Source organism: Stieleria maiorica, from assembly GCF_008035925.1.
In the GTDB taxonomy this organism is placed as follows: Bacteria; Planctomycetota; Planctomycetia; order Pirellulales; family Pirellulaceae; genus Stieleria; species Stieleria maiorica.
In genome coordinates this window covers 334562-353617 of record NZ_CP036264.1, presented here as the reverse complement: position 1 = coordinate 353617, position 19056 = coordinate 334562, and the positions used below count along the sequence as shown (strand labels likewise).

Here is a 19056-nt window from a genome sequence, read left to right as displayed (position 1 = left end):
CCAAGGTTTCGAAGCGGAATCCCTTAGCGCAGCGTCCGCAGAAACGCGACCAAATCGCGGACTTCTGCGGGGCTGAGGACGGCGGTCATGTCGGGCATCAGCGAGACCTTTGTCTTAGCGATGTCGTCGATCTCATCGGTCGGGATCTCGACCTCTTTGCCTTCGGAATTGATCAACACGGTCGTGGTATCGTCCTCACTTTTGATCACGCCTTGAATCACATTTCCGTCTGCCAACAGCAAGGTTTGGGCGTTGTATTTTGGTTCGATATCGGCACTGGGATAGACGATCGCGCGCAGCAGATGGTCCGCATCGCGCTGCTTCGCGATTCGTGTCAGTTCCGGCCCGATGTCGCTGCCGCGCTTCCCGATGCGGTGACAACGGCTGCACTGAACGCGAAGATCCGTTCGGAAGATGACCTCGCCACGCGCGGGATCGCCTCCTTCGCGGCACATCGCAAACTCGCGAAACTTCGCCGCGGTGATTTCCACGAATCGCGGTGTCGATTCGATCCGGCTCAACGAGTCACGGATTGCTGTGGAATGATCGCTGCGCGACTGCAGTGCTTGATAAACGTCCAAATGAACGGACTCGTGTAATGAACCGTCGGCGAACTGGTTGCCCAGACGAACCAGCATCGCATCGGTTTCCGTCGTGCCGAGTTTGGCAAGCGATTTGACGCAAGCTTGGCGAACCGCCACGGCGTCGTTGCTCAATTGTTGCCGGATGACCTTGATCGCTTTGTCGGCATTCCAAGCGGCGAGCGACCGGATGGCACTTGCGGCAATCGGAGGCGTGGCTGCAGCGGAAAACTCGACGAACAACTGGTCACGGGCGTCACGAGTGATGTCACCCTCGGCCGATGCCAGCGTGTCGAGCGCTTCGATGCGTAGGCGTTCGGGAGAGCGTGTATCGCGGACCAGCGCGATCAGGGCGTCCGATGAAAGCGAGATCTTCAATTGACGTGACGCTTTGACAGCTGCGACCCGCAGCGGCGTTTCACTTTGCCGGACCAGTCGCGTCAACAATTCGCTCGCGCCGGATCGATCCAGCCCCCGGTCTTTGGAAAGGTCTCGGCGACGGCCATCGACACGATCCAACAGCGGCGGATCCGTCCACTGGCCGAGGGCCTCACAGGCGGCCAGACGCATCGGGAGTGGCTTTGAGGGATCGGCGATGAACCGCAACAGTCGCTGTGAACTCGCTTCGGTACCCAGGCGAAAGTTCGCGTTGATCGCACGCAGCGTCATCGCGGGTGGGCGCGATCGATCTTGGTCCAGGACCGCCGCCAGGTCGTCCATCGCATCGGGCAGGGAAAGGTCGTCGTGGATCGCGCGGGCCGCTTCGGTCGCGACCCAATCGGAGTTGTCGTCCAGGAACGCCACGACCGACCGATCGGCTTGCCGGCGGAGTGCCAGCACGGCACAGATCCGAGCCTGATCCGATGGCGAATCGACATGCCCGGTCAACTGCTGCGGTGTAGCGCATGCGGCCAGAGCGGTGACGACGGCGTGACGGAGGTAATACTGATCGCGCGGCAACGTCTCGGCGAGTTTTAACAGGGGCTCGGTTGCTGTATTTGTCGGACGTCGCCCGAGTGCTAGACCTGCATGGATGCGGACATGAAGATCTAGATCGGCCAACAGCGGAACGAACGTGCCCGCATCGGCGCCGTCGATCTCGCCCAACGTCTTGGCCGTCACCGAACGAATGATCGGATCGTCGTCCTTCAAAAAAGGGACCAGTACATCCGCAGCGACCGCACCGCTGCGAGCGATTTGCCCCAGTCCCCAGACCCCGTGCACGCGGGCCAGTTGATCGGATTGATCATTCGACAACACCGCCAGCAGCGTGTCGGTACGCTGATTGCTGGCCAACGCAAATTGGGCGCGCAGCCGGACGCGTTGATCGACATGCGACAGCAATTCGGAGAGCACGTCGTCACTTTGTTCGCTCCAACGCTGCGACAACCAGTGCACCACGGACCTTCGGTTTTCCCGATCTTGTGGACTCAATGTTTCCTCGGGCACGTCGATTCGAATCACGCTGCCGGTTTGTGTCAGCGGGTAGCCGCCGCCCCAGTCGGCGCCGTAAAGTCCGCCGTCGGGTCCGAATGCAAGTCCGACGATTGGATCACCGCTGCCGATGGAGTGTGCGTCGACCATTCGGAATGAGTCGCCGGAACGTTCGGTGCGAAAGGCGTATTGGAATCCATTGGGCGCGCTGGTCAGGAAGAAGAAGTCTTTGTAGGCCGACGACAGTGCGGCGCCGGGATTGAATTTAAAACCGGCCGGACCGTCGACGTAGTTTGAAATCGGCGGAATCAAGTACGCCGCATGGTCCTTGCCGGCGACCTGCCACAGGTTCTCGTCGGTCCAGGGATTGTACTGATCGCCCCGGTACTGGTAGTTGCATCGCCAGCCGGCATCCATCTGATCGACGATCCACACGAAGCGTTCTCTTTCGCCGGGCATGTCGGCGTCGTTGTCGACGCCGAACAGATTGCCGTATCGGTCAAAGGCGAATTCTTGGACGTTTCGCAATCCATGGGCGAACACTTCGAAATCGCTGCCGTCAAGATTGCATCGCATCACGCCGCCCTGGTTGGGATAGTGAAACCGCCTGCCGTCATCGGTCGTCACGGCGATCCCCTTGTCGCCGATCGACCAGTACACCTTGCCGTCCGGTCCGATCGTCAACCCGTGCATGTCGTGACCGGCATACGCGATGTGCAATCCGAATCCCGTGGCCGCGATTTCGCGGCGGTCGGCGTGCCCGTCACCGGTGGTGTCGGTCAGTTTCCAGACGTCCGGCGCGATCGTCGCCCAGACCGAATCGTCCCAGTGCATCACGCCGGCCGCGATGCCCGTCACTTCGGTTTTGAAATCGTCGGCAAACAAATTGATTTTGTCCGCCGTCCCATCACCGTCGCTGTCGACCAGACGATGAATTTTTTCGCTGATCACGGTCAGGTCGCGCCAATCAAGTTGCCCGTCGGCGTTGTGGTCTTCGACGTGCTTGGCCGCTTCGACTTGGTCGCCGCCGATGGCCAACACGCGGTGATAGAACGCACGCTTTTCATCCACGTTGGTGAAACCGACGTCGTCAGGGATCCATTGGCTGTTGGCGCGGATGTCCAGGTCTTGGATTTTTCGCCGCTGCGTTTGCGTGACGTAGACGTCGCCGTTGTCCGCCACGCTGATCGCGACCGGATCGGGCACATTGAGCGCTCCGCTCCAGCGTCGATATTGCAACTTCGGACGTCCGTTCGGTGACTCCGGTTCGATCGCCTCTGCGACGGGCGACCCTATGAGCGCGGTTGACAGGCCCACGAGCGTGATCGACAGGCAAATGACTTGACGCGTGGCACGGTGAAACAGCATGACGGGGCGGGCGGTAAAGGGGGGGAGTTGCGGGGCGAGTGGGAGGGACGCTGCGGTGCAATCGGCGACGTTCCACAACCCCATCATACCCGCGGCCACGCGGAAATCGACCGTCTCGATAGCCCCCTGCTCCCCCAGCCTACACGCCCCATCAGTCTGCCCCGAATCATTCTGGTATCCCTGTTCGCTGAATCCCACCGACCTGAACCGGCCGGATAGAAATGCGACTGGCGGAACAGCTAGAATGTGCCGATGGTCCCGTCGCTCCCGCAGCTTTTGCCAATCCGCTCTGCCCCCCGCCGACATCCCCTTTCCACTCTCCAGCCCAACACCATGACTCACCTCCTTCGTTCGCTCACGCGCCTCGTTGCCATCCTGCTCGGTCTACTGGTCTCCGTTTTCGCGTCGCACAACCGCTGCGTCGCCGAAGACGGATTCGCCCCGATGTTCACCGACGCGGACTTGAGCGGTTGGGTGCGGACCAACACGCCGCCGGAAACGTGGCGATTTGAAGAGGGCGTGTTGTACTGCACGGGCAAGCCGATCGGCGAGATTCGCACCGAGAAGATGTACCAAAATTTCGTGATGGAACTGGAGTGGCGTCATTTGGTGCCGCGGGGCAACGCCGGCATCTTCGTCTGGGCCGACGACATCACCGCTCGCGGAGTGCCGTTTCATCGCGGGATCGAGGTCCAGGTGCTGGAAAATGCGTACGGCAACACGCGAAGTCACACCACCCACGGGGACATCTTTCCGATCCACGGCGCGACGATGACACCGATCAATGGACGTGGCGGAAGCCGTGCGTTCCCCACGCAAAACCTGTCCAACCCCAGCCCCCAGTGGAATCATTATCGGATCGAGTGCCGCGACGGCGAGATCTCGTTGGCCGTCAACGGCACCGTCGTCACACGCGGAAAGGATTGTGTTCCCAGAATGGGTTACATTTGTTTGGAATCCGAGGGCGGAGTCGTCGAGTATCGCAATGTCCGAATCAAAGAGTTGCCCGGCGGAGAGGTGCCGGCCGACCAGGTTGCCATCGCCAATCGTGGCTACCAATCGCTGTACACCGGATTGAACCTGGACGGATGGGACGCCAGCGATACGTCACAATGGAACGTCCAGGATTGGGTGCTCGCGTTTGATGCCGGCGATGACGGCGAAGGCACACTTTCGACGACACGTTCGTTTACCGACGCCAACTTCGTTGTCGATGTGCGATTGAAGGAAGCCAACAGCAACGTCGTGATCGATGCCGGCGATGGCTCGCGAATCGATCTGTCCGAACCGGCGATCGCGGCCCAGCTGGAAAAGCCGGGACGTTGGAACCGCATCGAAGTGGTCACCCAAGACGGCGGACGCACCGTGAACATCAATGGGCAGCCGGTCACATTGCCGAAGCTCGGTTCTGGAAACGGAAAACTGGTGTTAACGGCATCCGGACCGGTCGACTTTGCCAATCTGTACGCCGCCGAATAACAGCAAACGAAGGGACAGGCTTCCAGCCCGTCGTCACTCGAACGACAACCGTTGGTGTCAAGCCTTTAGGCGATTCCCGGTCGCAGCGATCAAGCCAAGATCTCGTTCACAACATTGGCTTCCTCCGGCCCCGTCAACCGATGTGTTCGTCCGCCGTGGACGTAGGTCAGTCGATCGTGCTCAAGTCCCATCAGGTGCAGGATGGTGGCATGCAGGTCGCGAAAATGAACCTTGCCTTCGACCGCTCGGTCGCCCGTTTCGCTGGTGCGACCATGAATGTGTCCTTGTTTGACACCGCCGCCGGCCAGCCAGAACGTGAATCCTTTGTGGTTGTGGCCGGTTTCATCTTTTCCATCCTCGGGAACCAACCCCGGGCGACCGAATTCGCCCCCCCAAACCAACAAGGTGTCCTCGAGTAATCCGCGTGCGGCCAGGTCTTCCAGCAAGGCGGCGATCGGTGCATCGACGGTTTCACAATTGGCCTTCAAATCCCGGCGGTGATTCTTATGTTGATCCCAGCCGCCGTGGTTGACTTCGATAAATCGCACGCCCGCTTCGGCCAAACGGCGGGCCAACAGGCACTGGCGGCCAAAGTCGGTCGGCCGGCAGGTGCCGACCGAAAGCTTTTTACCGACACGGTAGCGTCGCAGGGTCGCATCGGTTTCGTTACTCAAGTCCAACAAGTGCGGCGCCGTGATTTGCATGCGGAAGGCGAGCTCCATCGATTCGATCACACCTTCAAGCGTCGCGTCACCGTCGCGATTCGACAGGTGTGCTCGGTTCATCGATTGCACGAAATCCAATTGACGGCGTTTGGCTTGCGGCGGCAGATGGCTGCCCGAGATGTCTCGAATCGTCGCCTGGGACATGTCCTCGCCGTTGGTGCCGATCGGCGTGCCCGCGAATCGAGTGGGAAGAAACTCACTGGAGTAGACCGACGGCTTGGCGGCGTTCAAGCTGACGAAGCTGGGCAGGTCCGCATTCTCGCTGCCCAGGCCGTACGAGATCCAGGAGCCCATGCAGGGACGTTTGCGAAGTTTTTCGCCGGTGTGGAGTTGAAGAAACGATTGGGCGTGGTTACCCGTGTCACAGTACATCCCGTTGATGACGCACAGCCGATCGGCATGCTTGGCGGTTTCGGGCATCAGCTCGGAAACCCACAACCCGCTTTCCCCGCGCTGCTTGAATTCGAACACCGACCCGGGATGTCTTTTGTTCCCGGTTTGTGGTTTGTAGTCGAACGTGTCCATTTGAGCCGGACCGCCGCTCATGCACAGAAAGATGATCCGTTTGGCGCGGGTCTGGATCGGCGTCGCGGCTGCCGGCGACGCGGCGGCGGATTGTTGCAGCAACGCTTTCAACGACAGAAAGCCAAAACCACAGGACGCCGTTTGCAGCATGGTTCGACGTGAAATCATGAAAACTCTCGATCAATCCACGTAACGGAATTCGTTGGTCGTCATCAACGCTTGAGCCAAGCTGGCCCAGGCGTGCAGTCGGCGCTGTTGTTGATCTTCGACGCCGGCGGCGAGTGTTGTTTCAGTCGCACGAACGTAGGCGAGTGATTGCTCCCGTTCGTTCGGACCGGGGTCCCGCCCCAGCACCGCAGCGAAGATTGCATTCACGCGATCACCGTCGCGGTGCAAATCCTTGTCGAGGACACACCGGGCCAGTTCACGCGACTGCTGCACCACAAACTGGCTGTTGATCAGAAATAACGATTGGGTCGGCAACGTGGTGACGTCACGCCGACCACGGACACTGACCCCGTCGGGCAGATCAAACGCAGCGAGTTCTTTGGGAGGGGCGTGTCGCAACATGCACAGGTAGACGCTGCGATGACGCGACGGGCGATGCAAATCCGTGGACGCGCCCGGCGGCCAATTGATCAACATGTCCACGCCAACGATCGCCGATCCTTTCGCCGGGGCGTAATCGATTTGGCCGCTGGCTTGCAACATCGCGTCGCGGAGCGATTCCGCATCCAGCCGTTTGCGAACGTGACGCGACAACCAGATGTTTCCCGGATCCTTTTCCAGCATCTCGGCATGGGCGTGGCTGCTGATCTGATAGGTCCGCGACAACACGATGGCACGAATCATTCGCTTGATGGACCATCCCTCTTGGACGAATCGATTCGCCAGATGGTCCAACAATTCGGGGTGCGACGGACGGGCACCGTAGACGCCAAAATCGTCCGGCGTGGTGACGATGCCGCGGCCGAATAAATACATCCAAATCCGGTTGACCATCACCCGCGCGGTCTGGGGATGGTCGGGGTGGGTGAGCCATTGGGCCAGTTGCAATCGGCCGCTCTGCGCGGGATCCATCTCAATCGATGCGAAGTCCGATGCCGAATTCGAAACGTCGTCTGGGACGAATTCGCGGTAGGCCGACAACGCGCCGCGGGCGACCACCGGGCCGAGCTTGGAACCGGTGCCGTTGATGTGGATTTTGCAGTCTGCCGGTTTATCCTTGTCGCGAACCCCCATCGCGAATCCCAGCGGAACCGCCGGCCGCACGCCGACGGGCTGACCCGAGGATTCGTGCAGGCGTGCAGCCTGGTCGTCGGTTAACGCCCGGTCGAGCACAACGACGTCGCCCAGATTTCCGGACAGGGGAGCAAAGTTGTCGCTGCGGGCCGCCAGCGAGAAGTCGAGCGACTTGCCGAAGGTGGATTCGAGTTCGCCGGTGATTTCCAACCGACCGTTCAAAAACACTTTCACATGGTTGTTATCGCGCACCAACGAAACATGATTCCAACTGTCCGGCGGGATCACGGTTGTTCCTGCGATCGAGGTCTTTTTCGCGTTGCCATTGAACACGAATAGCTTTCCGGTGCGCGACTTGTCATGGCTTCCGCCGATGCCCAAATGGTCGCCGGGCAGCGTCTTGTCGTCCAAGGCGGCCCGGGAAAGCAGGTAGGCCGTGATCAGCCGAGCGTCGTTTTTTACGTTGTTTCGAAACCAAAACGCAACCGTGTAGGAATCGGCCGGTTCGTTGAATCGCCCCGTCAAGCGCGCGTCCTGGACACCGGCAAACGAATTGGCCGAGTAATCAAGCTGGCCCTCGGGCGCTAACTGCCGGGGTTGGGAATCCAGTCGTTCGTGCAACTTCGGTTGCAAGGCATCGACAGTGTCGAAGTAAGCGGCAGGAAGCTTGGGCGGTGCGGTTCGGTCGGGGCGTTCGCGGACCGGCGTCAATTCGGCCCGCAATGCATGCAGCGGCGTCGGCGGCGCGGTGAGTTTTTCGTTGCCCGCGGCGCCGTAAAGAGTTTCGGTGCTGCGAAAGATACCGGCCATGGCGTAGTAGTCGCGGGTCGGGATCGGATCGTGTTTGTGATCGTGACATCGGGCACAGGCGACGCTCAGTCCCAGCACGGCGGTGCAGACGACATTGATTTGGTCGTCCACGATGTCCATCGCAAAGTCCTTGTTCATCGCGGAAGCCGGTTTGGAACCGATCGCCAGGAACCCGGTCGCGACCAGTTGCCGATTTCGCTGCTGGGCGGTGTCGGCCGGCAACAAGTCGCCGGCGACCTGTTCGGTCACAAACCGATCGTAGGGGACGTCGCGGTTGAATGCGTCGATGACATAGTCGCGATACCGCCACGCGTTGGGAAAGGTCGCGTTGCGTCCCAGGCCGTCGTCGCCGTTGGATTCTCCGTACCGCGCCACGTCCAACCAATGACGGCCCCAGCGGACACCGAATTGCGGACTGTCAAGCAATCGGTCCACCAGACGTGTGGTCGCGTCACTGCCATGGCGTTCGAAATCGGCGACGAACGCTTCGATTTGATGCGGTGTCGGCCGCAGCCCGATCAAGTCGTGGTGCAGCCGCCGGACCAGCACACGCGGATCGGCGTCCTGGGTCGGCTGAAGCCCCGCCTGCTCCATCGACGACAAGACAAACCGGTCGATCGGACTGGCCGGCCAATCGGGATCGCCGACCGGTGGTATCGCCGGATTCGTTCGCGGAACGAACGACCACAACGCTCCATCATCGGCCACAGGGTCGCGGCGTGATGCTGGGGAATCCCCTGCCGCCGGTTCTCGGGGATCGATCGCACCGAGTGAGACCCAGGTTTCAAAGTCCTTGATGATGTGCTCCGGCAAGGGCGCTTCGGGCGGCATCTCCAGCCCGTCGTAGCGCAACGCTTGGATGATCAGGCTTTCATCGGGGCTGCCCGCCACCAGAACCGGACCGGATTCGCCCCCGACCAACATCGATGGGCGATCATCGACGCGGAGTTTGCCGCCCAGATCATCCGAGTCCGCCGAGTGGCATTCATAGCAGTGCTCGACCAGCACGGGCCGGATCTTCGTTTCAAAAAAATCGACTCGATTTTCCGCAACGGACCGATCACAGATCACCAGCGCAAACAACGTCCAAGCGGCAGCGGAAAGAAGTCTGTGCGGTGTCACAGCGGCGCAAGCGGGGATCGAGGCGGGGGAAAGGGAGGGACCGCCATTGTGGGTGATCTGCCACCGAGATGCAACTAAATGGACGACGCCACGTCAGGGCACCTCCGCTCGCGACGGGACGGACAACCCGAGACTCAATCGAGGTACATCATCGCGCTGGCGTTGAAGACGACTCGGCACAGAGTTTCCCGCCCGTGTTCGGCGAGCAAATTGGTCAACGGTTCGCGTTCGGCGGCGTTCGCGTCCCGCCCCCAGGCCAGTCGGCATGCCAACCGAATCGCTTGGGCATCCGTCGTCGTTTCTGCGGCTACCCGGGCGGCAAAACGCTGTGACATGGCTTCGACCAGTCGGTTGTTCCATTGGGCAAGGGCCTGAAGTGAGGTCGTCGATTCGTCGCGACGGGCGGTGCTGATCGACGGGTCCGCACAATCGAGCGTCGTCAACATCGGTTGGGGTTGTGAGCGCACGACAAACCGATAGATCGTACGGCGGTGCGATGCCGGATCGTTTGGATCATGGAGGTCGTATTCATAGTGCGGCGAATGTTGCGGACGCTCGATCACAAAGTCTTTGAAACTCGGTCCGCCGCGGTCGTCTGTCCGCAACGTGCCGCTGACCGCAAGCACCGTATCACGGAACTCCTCGGCCGTCAGACGCCGACGATTGAATCGCCACAGCCAATCGTTGCTCGCATCGATCGTCTGGTTCTGCTGCGTGACGTCACTTCGATCGGCCGCAAACGAGGCACGACGGTAGGCAGCAGTGGCGACCAGTTCGCGCACGATGGACTTGATCGACTGGCCGGGATCGTCACGCAAACGCGCCGCCAGCAGATCCAACAACTCGGGATGCGTGGGTCGCATTCCCATCCGTCCAAAGTCATTGGGGGTGCCGACCAGGGGCTTTCCGAATGTCCATTGCCAGATTCGATTGGCGATCGAACGCCAGATCAACGGGTTGTCTTGTCGAGTGACAGTGCGAGCCAGCGCAGCCCGTGCTTCCGCTTCGTCGAAATCCGGCTCTGACGCAAATCGTGACGGCGCGCCGGGCCATAACTCCGGAGCCCCCGGCAGCATCCTCGCCCCCGGTGCTTTCAAATCGCCGCGATGCAAAAAGTGGATCGGGCGGGCCGTGCCCTTGGTCGGCAGGAACTTTCCCCGTTTTGAAAAGTCCGTCGCGGCGGCGTAAACCAGTTGCCCGGCGGGGATTCTTTTGAGCTGCTGATCGATGGCGGCCAGTCGTTCGGTCCGCTGTTTCATCTGCCGCTCGTGTTCCGGCGTGGATGCCGCCGCAACAATCGCGCTGCGTCGCTCACGCAGCTCCTTCCATCGCTGGGTTTCCGAGTCATCAAGACCACTGCGATGGTACGTGTCGTCGACCAAGAAACGTGGCGACCAGCGTGCGTTGGGCGGAATGTGGTCCGACGCGTTGACGTTGCCGCCGATGGCAACATTGACTCCGTCGTCTGCGTGAATCGCACGCAATTCACCGAGGGCCAAGATGTAATCGTTGCGACGCTCGGCGAGTTTGGTTGCGGTGACGCGGATGATTCGGATGGCTTGGCGGTCGAACTGAATCCCCAGTGGCGACGATTCGGGGTTTGCAAAGTCTTCAGAGGTGGCGTCGAAGACCGTGGTGGCGTTCCGGTCGGTCAGCTCCGCTTCGCCAGTCACGTCGACTTTGAAACGGACGGGAAATCCGAAGCCGGCGCCGATGTTGTTGTAGTCGTCGTAACAGGCGATCAATTCGACCCGGTCGATTGGCTTGGGCATTCCCAAATCAACTTCGACCCATTTGACTTCGTCGCAGCGCGATGCGATTTGGCTGTGGAAACCGTGTTGCGGGGGCGGCGGAAACCGGTTCGCTTTCTCGTCGAGTGCCTTCAGCTCCGGATCGATCGCGGCGGCTCGTTCGGCCACGGTTTGCTCGAAAGCCTGTTTGGCTTGATCGCGTCGGCGAGTGATCATGTCGCGTTCTTGTTGCAGGTCCAGCTGTTGACGCTGTTGATCGGCGGAGAGTCCGGCATAGACCCGGTCGGCGCGATCAATACCGGCAAACACCGCATGGACGCGGTAATAGTCCGTGCTTTCGATCGGATCAAATTTGTGGTTGTGACATTGGGCACACTGAATCGTCGTGCTTTGGAACACGTTGAACACGGCCGTCGCCATTTCGTCACGATCCAGGTGCTTGGCGATTCGCCCATCCAGCTTTTCCTCGCCGACTTCGACATGGGCGATCAAGTCCCAAGGCCCCGCCGCCAAAAAACCGGTGGCCACGATCCCTTCGGATTTGTCGTCGGCCAGGACGTCCCCGGCGATCTGCTCCCGGGCGAATTGCCCGAACGGTTTGTCGACGTTCAGGCTTTGAATGACGTAGTCGCGATAGGGCCAGGCGTTGTCTCGCGGTTGGTCTTTGTCGTAGCCGTGGGTTTCGGCGTAACGCGCGATGTCCAACCAGTGCTGGCCCCATTTTTCGCCGAACTCGGGGGCGGCCAACAAACGATCGACGAGTTGCCGCCAAGCGATGTCGGGATCGATCTCGTGCTGTCGGACGAACGCATCGATCTGTTCGGGGGTCGGCGGCAGACCGCTCAGGTCATAGCTGACGCGGCGGATCAGGCTGATCGGATCAGCTGCCGGCAACGGTGTCAGGGCGTGTTCGGCTAGCTTCGCGTCGATCAAGCGATCGACGATGGAGTGAAGGTCGCCTTGGGGAGCCGACGCGATCGGACGCAGCGACCACCAATCGCGATCGGCAACCGACGCGGGCTCGATGCGGAAGCCCGTCGGGATGTTGGCCCCGGATTCAATCCACTGAGCAATCGCCGCGATCTGATCGGGGCGGAGCGGGTCGGAGTCCTTGGGCATTTCCGCCCGACCGTCGTCTGGCGAGATTAATTCAACCAGATGACTGGATGGTGCGTCCGAGACCTCGACGTATCCCTGTTCGATCAAGCGGCGCGGATCGACCAGTGACAACCCGCCGCCGGATTTTTCATCGTTGTGGCAACTGAGACAACGGCCAGCCAAGACGGGAGCGACCGAATCGGTAAACAGTTCGTCTGCGCGAGAAGCCGGCCCCGCAGCGAGAGCGCACAGACAGGTCACCAGGATCAATTTCAAACGCATGGCAGGGATCATCGGCGGGCGGCAGGACCGACGACGCGAGGCATCCGCACGCGCCGGGCCCCATCAGTATACCCATGCCAGCGGGACGCGTGAGGAAGCGGCAAATGCCAGCGGGACGCGTAAGCGACCGACAAATGCCAGCGGGACGCGTGAGCGAGCGGCCTATGACGCGCGCCCTCGTTCCAAGGCTCCGCCTTGGAACGCAGTGTCGGTGTGGCTCCGCCACACGCAGCTTCCAACCCGAGAGGCGGAGCCTCTAACTCATCGTGTCCCCAGGCAGAGCCTGGCAACAAGAGGGCGCGCAGATAGCCTATCCCACTGCTGCACTAGCTCTCCGGCTGCGAGAGGATCTGTTGCCGGTACTGTTGTGGTGCCGAATCGACCTGTTGTCCGGACAGGTGGGCGACGATCTTGTCGACGTGGTCGTGGCAGTTTTCCAAGAACGTTTTGTACTTGCTGCTTTGCGTCCCTGCCGTTGCGGTCCCGGCGATATAGATGCCTGGGACGTTGGTTTCCATCGTGGTTTCGTCGTAGGTCGGTCGCTGCATCGATTCGGTCAATTCCACGCCGGCCATTCGCATCAAGGTCTTGTCCTGTTCGTACCCGATCAAGCTGAGCACGTCGTCCGCTTTGACCTCCACCCGCGTTCGGTCCTCGATCGATTGCAATTGCACGTTTTGTGGAGTGATCTGGACCGGCGTGGTGCCGACAAAATCACCGATGCGGCCGGCCGCCAACAGTCCCTTGATTTCGGGAAGCAACCAATACTTGATGTGATCTTCGGGCAGTTGGCCGCCGCGATAGCTGAGCGAGACGTTGGCGCCGGCGTGGTGAAGACGCAGCGCCGCTTCGATCGCGCTGTTGCGTCCGCCGATGATCAGCACGTCGCGGCCGAAGTAGCGATGGGTTTCGCGGAGGTAGCCATCGACGTGGGGCAAGTCTTCGCCCGGGATACCGAGTTTCTTGGGGAAATCCGTCCCGCCGATGGCCAGGACCACCGCATCGGCCGACCAGACGTCGGGGCGGCCGCCCGGCTTGGTCGTGACGGCAAATCGACCACCGCTTGGGCGTGCGATGTTCACGACCGGACAGTGGGTGTGGACCTGGATTTCAAACTGGGTCGCGACGCCGCGCAGGTACGTCAAGTAGTGCTCCCGCGTCGCCTTGGACTGGTCAGCCGTCAACAGCGGCACACCGGCGATCGCGATCCGTTCGTTGCTGCTGAACCAGCGTGTTTGCGGTGCCCACCAGGAGATGGTGTTTCCGATCGAGCCGGCGTCGAAGACCTCGAAGTCGATGTCGTGCCGGCGTAGCGCGACGGCGAGCTCCAATCCGATCGGTCCGGCACCGACGATCGCCACTCGGGTGGATCGGGCAGGGGGTTGCGATTCGGCTGGTGGTGATTTCGACATGGTCCAGGTCCGGTCTGTGGCGATGGGAACCGCCAAGGATGATCACTCCAAATGCAGCGCCCCGGCGGCGGCGTTGTCCAAGACGACCGTCACGTGATCGTGACGTCGGAGCAACGATGCGGGATGGTCTTCGCCGATCGGCCCCTGCAGCATGCGTGCGACCGCCTCGGCTTTTCCCTTGCCGGTCGCCAGCATCACGATCCGTCGCGCCGCCAAGATCGTGGCAATCCCCATTGTGATCGCGTGGCAAGGCACCTCGTCGATCGAGTCAAAAAATCGGGCGTTTTGCTGGATCGTCTGCGGTGTCAAATCGACCTGACGGGTGCGGCTGTCACGCGGCGACCCGGGCTCGTTGAACGCGATGTGTCCGTTGTGCCCGAGCCCCAGCAATTGCAGATCGATTCCGCCGGCGGCGTCGATCATCGACTCGTATTTCGCGCAGTGCGCCGCCACATCGTCGGCACATCCGTCGGGGACAAAGGTCCGCGCTCGGTCGATGTTGACGTGATCAAACAAGTGTTCGTTCATGAACGCGCGAAAGCTTTGCGGATGGGCGCCGTCCAGGCCGATGTATTCGTCCAGGTTGAACGAAGTCACGGCACTGAAATCCACTTCGCCGCGTCGGTTCATTTCGATCAGCTGACGATACGCCTGGACCGGTGTGCCTCCGGTGGCCAGCCCGAGCACACTGTCACCCTTGCGACCGATTTGGTCGGCGATCAACTGGGCGACGGTGCGTGACGCTTGTTCCGCGTCGGCCTGGACGATGGTTTCGATTCCCTCGATTTGGACGTTCTGAATCATACCCCTTCACTTTCGGTTTGGTTGACGCACTGAATCAATAACTCGGACCAGTGGTCCGACGTCGGATAGGTGGTTCGCAACGGGTCGCGCAGATCGGGTCGGACGAACACGCGAACGCGTTTGACGACGTTGTCAAATTGTTGGCGGGCGAGGACGGCGGCGACCGGTGAGACTTCACCCAAGGTCGACGTGCGGCCGTCGGCAAACAACACCGCCGTGTTGATGTCGACTTCCAATTTGACCGGCGGAGCATCGATCAGCACATCGGCCGGTGCGACCGCCACACCGCTTTGGCGGCTCAGTTGTTCCGCCACACGCTGGCACAACGCGACCAGCCAGCCGTGGGGGCGACGCGCCAATCGTTGATGGATCTCGGCTCCCGAGAGCACGCTGAATTCGGCGACGCGTTTAAAGAGCTGACGACGGGCACCGAAAAGGCCTTCAACCATCGGTTCGGCCAAACTGCCTTGGCCGGTCCGTCGCAGCAGCGAAATCCACTCGGCATCGGCCAGCTTGAAGGTGGCGTTCAGATCCAGCCGGTTGTGCAGCAGAAACACACTCCGCTGCAACATCGCGGTCGCCGAACGGACGGCGTGATGCCAGTACACCTCGCTGAACATGATGTACCGCGCAAAGACCATCATTTCGGCTGCGGTGCGTCCTTTTTCGCCGACCGCCAATCGCCGGGTCGCCGGATCGACGACCAGCGAGGAGATCAGCCGCCCGGCATCGAAGTTGCGGCCGTAGTCCACGCCACAATGCAAACTGTCGCGTTGCAGGTAATCGAGTTTGTCGATATCAATCGGACCGCTCAAGCAACTGGCCAGGAAACGGAATCCGTCGTCGAAGTCGCGATCCGATGCTTCATCACCCTGCGGCGGAATCAGCAACCGATCGACGTCGGCGGCATCGCAGTTCCAGTCGTCGTCGATACAACGGGCCAACTCGCCCGTGCGGATTATTTGTCCGACACGGTGTTCGTGCCGAGCGACCGATTCCAATTGCATGTCTTCGATCGGATGGCAAAACGGCCAGTGCCCCAGATCGTGGACCAGCGCTGCCAGAATCAACGCGTCGCAGTGCCGCTGGTCCAGCCAACCCGAGGCGACCGGATCCCCAAGAAATCGGGCCAGGAAACGCAACGCGTTCTGGTAGACGCCCAAGGTGTGTTCCAACCGCGTGTGCATCGCGCCGGGGTAGACCAGCGAGACCATGCCCAGCTGGCTGATGCCTGCCAATCGACGCAGTGCGGCGGTGTCCAAAACTCTTCGCACGCGTGGAGACAACGGGACGCTGTCCGAAGGCGGGATTCGGACCAGTGATCCGGAGTCGGCACCGGCGCGATACAGCAGATCAAGTTCGGGTGGAGCGTTCACGACGTGCACGGCGGTGTCAAGCATGAAGGGGTGACGTCGGCAATGGTCACCGAATGCATCTGCGGCGTGGACCGCAACGCAAGCGGGTCCAACAATCGATCGTTTTGACTGGGTTTGCCGGCCAAGGCCACGCCGCTGGTCAGCGCCAACAAGACGATCACGATGAAGTACAACCCCGCGTGAATCACCCCGTTGAAAAACTCCAATTCGAACGTCCCCGCCGACGCGAGCGCACCGAGGACGATCATCACGCAAAGCGTGATCCCGAACACCGTCCACGACATCTCCGATGGTTTGTCGAGTTCAAAGACGTAGGCCGGCACGAACGCATACACCACCCAGATCACGGCAAACAGCGCCGAACAGATCAGCACACGGTTGCGAAGTTCCGGGCCGACGTAGGGTTCACGTTCCTGGTCATACAAGAACGTGTACCCCGACCAGACCAACGGGGGCGCCAACAGAATCAATCCGACCAACTGGGCCCAAAACGGTGCCGCGCCGTCCTGGCCGGTGAAACGGAACACGAGCGCGAAACCGAACACCGCGACGATCGATCCGATCGAAATCAACAGACCGCTTTTGGTCACGTCGGTTTCTTTGCGCTTGATCGGCTTCAGGACGCTGACGCCCTTGCTGTCCTTGGGGGCACCGTCGGTCGGTGCGTGGATGACGACCTGCTCGTCCGCCTTGGGGATTTCGATCGGCTTCTTGCAATTGGGACAGGGCCCGGTTTTGCCGGCGAATTTGTCGCTCACCTGGAAGCGTTTGAGACAGTGGCGACAGGTGACTTGGATCGGCATGAATGCGGTTCTCTGCCAGCGTTGACACTGGGCCGGACGGATCGAACGGAGCTCGGGAGAAAAAGACACAGCCCCCCACTGAAAAAAGCGGGCGATTTGTCATGATGTACGGACAGTTTGTCACGCCACCAAGCCCCTTTGCAACCCTTCCGCCGCCGGCAGGCACCAAAAGCCACACCCCCTGGCCGGTACGCGAGGAGCAACGTTGACGGCGGATGAATTCAGCAGCCCCTGTTGCATGCTGCCCTCCCCGCGCTGCGCCCGACCCTCTCGCACACGGGAGGGTTCCAAGAATGACATTCGACCAATCATAAACGCTGGAGTCAGGAAACCCGATGCCTGAGCCGTCGATGCCCGATCCCGACCGCCGGCGCAAGCCGGACGGTCCCGTCGCACACGTGGTGCTGTATCAACCGGAGATCCCTCAAAACACCGGCAACATCGGTCGGACCTGTGTCGCGGTAGGTGCCAAGCTGTGGATCGTGCGGCCGGCCAGTTTCGACTTTAGCGACAAACGGGTCCGCCGCGCGGGGCTGGACTACTGGAAGCACCTCGAGTTGCAAGCCGTCGACCGATGGGAAGAGGTCACCGATGAATTGCCGCCACCGCGGATGTTTTTCTTTTCCCGGTTCGCGACGCGATCGATTTGGGATGTGACGTTTCGCCACGGGGACAGTTTCGTCTTCGGACGCGAATCGACCGGCTTGCCCCGCGAGATCGTCGGCCCGGACGACCCCCACGCGCTGCGGATCCCGACGACCGGCAATGTTCGCAGCTTGAACTTGGCCACCACGGTCGGGATCGTGCTGTTCGAACAGCAGCGACAATTGGCGCACGGGCCTCAGCAAACTTGATGTTTATCGGAACGTCGAAATTCGTCGCAGCCAGCCACGCAACCAGCCCGGTTTTCGTGCGGCCGTTTTGACAGGACGCGTCGTCGGTCGGCGGCCTTCCAACTCGGCCAGCGTCTTCGGCCGTGACAACCGCCCCGCTTGGACCGCTTTGATCTTTTCCATCACATATTGATTCGTCGAATCATCCGGATGGATCGCCAAGGCGTGCTCGAGCGTCTTGCCGGCGATTTCAACGCGACCATCCAACAAGTACGCGATCCCAAGATTCCCCAGTAACTCGACATCATCGGGGGCCAACGCGACCGCCTTTTCCCCCATCTCGCACGCCCGCTCGGTCGCCCCGTCGACCAACAACACGCCGGCCAGCTCTTTGTAGATGATCGACTGCGGTTGATCGGCTACTTCCAACGCCCGCTCGAGCGCGCCGATCGCTCGGGGAATGCGGTCCACGGCGTGCCAGGCCTTGCCGAGCAGAAACCAGACCCGCCAGGCATCCTCCTGCTGAGTGACCAGTTGTTGAAGCTGACCGATCGCCCCACGAATCGCTTGCTGCACATCGCTCGGCGGCGGCGGCTGTCCCGGATGGCGCATGTTGCCCAGCACAATATCGGCGGACTTCTTGAACAGCTCCTGAGGCGTCTCGTGCAGGCGGGCGCTGTAAAGCAGTTGCCCTGTCTGTCGGTCGCGATAAACGTCCACCCGCTCTTCGCGGCGAACAAACTCCAGCCGATCGCGCACCTCTTCGGCCGACATGTGCTGAAGCGTCGGTCCGGCATCGGGATCCCAGGATTCCGGCGCCACCACGACATCCGAGTCGTTGGTGACATGGCTGGCGATCAAGTTTCCCTTGTACTCGATCAACCGCAACCAATCGCATGTCGGGTGCATCGTTTGATTGTGGGCGTCGACCAACACCAGATCCGGCGAATCTTCGTCATCGCGAAGTCCCATCAATACCAACTTGTCGCGAAACAACTCGGCATCGCGATGCGACATAAAACTCGCTTGCGTCACCTCGCCGTCGCCAAAGGACATCGCGTTGGGGGCGATCGTGTGAAATTCCGACGCGCCGCCTTCCAAGCAGCGATCCAACGCCTCGTTGAGAATCACCACTGCCGTGCCTTCAAGTAACACCGGCATGGATTCCCTCATGTTCAAAAAAACTGATGAATCGTCTATTTCATGGCCAAACGTTCATGATAGCGATTCAAATTCGCCGGAACAAATCAATCTTTCGTGTCGACGTTATTGTCGTCACAACCGACACGGCTGCTTCCACGCACACACGCGGTGAGACGTCGCCCTGAAACAGTCACTTTGGGATGAATCAACGAAGACGGGGTCATCGGCAGGAAAACAAACGCCCGATGAGAGAGAAAGACAAATCGTT

General features: G+C 60.8%; 11 protein-coding genes. 2 read left to right on the top strand and 9 right to left on the bottom strand.

All coding sequences use genetic code 11. The features are described 5' to 3' along the window. Window positions 1-23: 23 nt before the first annotated feature. Entirely contained in the window at window positions 24-3383 is a 3360-nt protein-coding gene (locus Mal15_RS01150; protein ID WP_167546562.1) for a HEAT repeat domain-containing protein, read from the bottom strand. A gap of 333 nt (window positions 3384-3716) precedes the next feature. Between Mal15_RS01150 and Mal15_RS01145 the strand changes: the two genes are divergently transcribed. Beyond that, window positions 3717-4862 (top strand): family 16 glycoside hydrolase, encoded by a 1146-nt coding sequence (locus tag Mal15_RS01145; RefSeq protein WP_167546561.1) that lies wholly within the window; start codon window positions 3717-3719, stop codon window positions 4860-4862. Between the two features lie 89 nt (window positions 4863-4951). Here the strand turns inward: Mal15_RS01145 and Mal15_RS01140 are convergent, their stop codons facing one another. From Mal15_RS01140 to Mal15_RS01110, 7 genes are all read right to left on the bottom strand, one after another. Further along, window positions 4952-6280 (bottom strand): DUF1501 domain-containing protein, encoded by a 1329-nt coding sequence (locus Mal15_RS01140; protein WP_147866058.1) that lies wholly within the window; start codon window positions 6278-6280, stop codon window positions 4952-4954. A 12-nt stretch (window positions 6281-6292) separates the two neighbouring features. Further along, window positions 6293-9286 (bottom strand): DUF1553 domain-containing protein, encoded by a 2994-nt coding sequence (locus Mal15_RS01135; RefSeq protein ID WP_147866057.1) that lies wholly within the window; start codon window positions 9284-9286, stop codon window positions 6293-6295. A 134-nt stretch (window positions 9287-9420) separates the two neighbouring features. Then, window positions 9421-12417, bottom strand: coding sequence for a DUF1549 domain-containing protein (locus tag Mal15_RS01130; RefSeq protein WP_167546560.1), 2997 nt, complete (start codon window positions 12415-12417; stop codon window positions 9421-9423). A 326-nt stretch (window positions 12418-12743) separates the two neighbouring features. After that, window positions 12744-13829 (bottom strand): NAD(P)-binding domain-containing protein, encoded by a 1086-nt coding sequence (locus tag Mal15_RS01125; protein ID WP_147866055.1) that lies wholly within the window; start codon window positions 13827-13829, stop codon window positions 12744-12746. 42 nt (window positions 13830-13871) lie between these two features. Beyond that, window positions 13872-14633, bottom strand: a complete 762-nt coding sequence (gene nagB, locus Mal15_RS01120; RefSeq protein WP_199773792.1) for a glucosamine-6-phosphate deaminase — start codon at window positions 14631-14633, stop codon at window positions 13872-13874. Continuing rightward, entirely contained in the window at window positions 14630-16033 is a 1404-nt protein-coding gene (locus Mal15_RS01115) for an HD domain-containing protein (protein WP_147866054.1), read from the bottom strand. Before Mal15_RS01115 ends, nagB begins: the two co-directional genes overlap by 4 nt. After that, window positions 16006-16812, bottom strand: a complete 807-nt coding sequence (locus tag Mal15_RS01110) for a hypothetical protein (protein ID WP_199773791.1) — start codon at window positions 16810-16812, stop codon at window positions 16006-16008. The genes Mal15_RS01115 and Mal15_RS01110 overlap by 28 nt, the downstream gene beginning before the upstream one ends. 335 nt (window positions 16813-17147) lie before the next feature. On the opposite strand from Mal15_RS01110, the gene Mal15_RS01105 reads away from it, so the two are divergent. Further along, window positions 17148-17666, top strand: coding sequence for a tRNA (cytidine(34)-2'-O)-methyltransferase (locus tag Mal15_RS01105; protein ID WP_147866053.1), 519 nt, complete (start codon window positions 17148-17150; stop codon window positions 17664-17666). Between the two features lie 3 nt (window positions 17667-17669). On the opposite strand, the gene Mal15_RS01100 is transcribed toward Mal15_RS01105, so the two are convergent. Continuing rightward, on the bottom strand, window positions 17670-18806 hold the full coding sequence (locus Mal15_RS01100) for a tetratricopeptide repeat protein (protein WP_167546559.1): 1137 nt from the start codon (window positions 18804-18806) through the stop codon (window positions 17670-17672). Between the last annotated feature and the right edge of the window lie 250 nt (window positions 18807-19056).

Bases quoted from the DNA above. Each gene is read 5' to 3' on its own strand.
- Mal15_RS01130 (WP_167546560.1), bottom strand. From the start codon at position 12,417: ATGCGTTTGAAATTGATCCTGGTGACCTGTCTGTGCGCTCTCGCTGCG.
- Mal15_RS01125 (WP_147866055.1), bottom strand. From the start codon at position 13,829: ATGTCGAAATCACCACCAGCCGAATCGCAACCCCCTGCCCGATCCACC.
- Mal15_RS01140 (WP_147866058.1), bottom strand. From the start codon at position 6,280: ATGATTTCACGTCGAACCATGCTGCAAACGGCGTCCTGTGGTTTTGGC.
- Mal15_RS01145 (WP_167546561.1), top strand. From the start codon at position 3,717: ATGACTCACCTCCTTCGTTCGCTCACGCGCCTCGTTGCCATCCTGCTC.
- nagB (WP_199773792.1), bottom strand. From the start codon at position 14,633: ATGATTCAGAACGTCCAAATCGAGGGAATCGAAACCATCGTCCAGGCC.
- Mal15_RS01105 (WP_147866053.1), top strand. From the start codon at position 17,148: ATGCCTGAGCCGTCGATGCCCGATCCCGACCGCCGGCGCAAGCCGGAC.
- Mal15_RS01100 (WP_167546559.1), bottom strand. From the start codon at position 18,806: ATGCCGGTGTTACTTGAAGGCACGGCAGTGGTGATTCTCAACGAGGCG.
- Mal15_RS01110 (WP_199773791.1), bottom strand. From the start codon at position 16,812: ATGCCGATCCAAGTCACCTGTCGCCACTGTCTCAAACGCTTCCAGGTG.
- Mal15_RS01150 (WP_167546562.1), bottom strand. From the start codon at position 3,383: ATGCTGTTTCACCGTGCCACGCGTCAAGTCATTTGCCTGTCGATCACG.
- Mal15_RS01115 (WP_147866054.1), bottom strand. From the start codon at position 16,033: ATGCTTGACACCGCCGTGCACGTCGTGAACGCTCCACCCGAACTTGAT.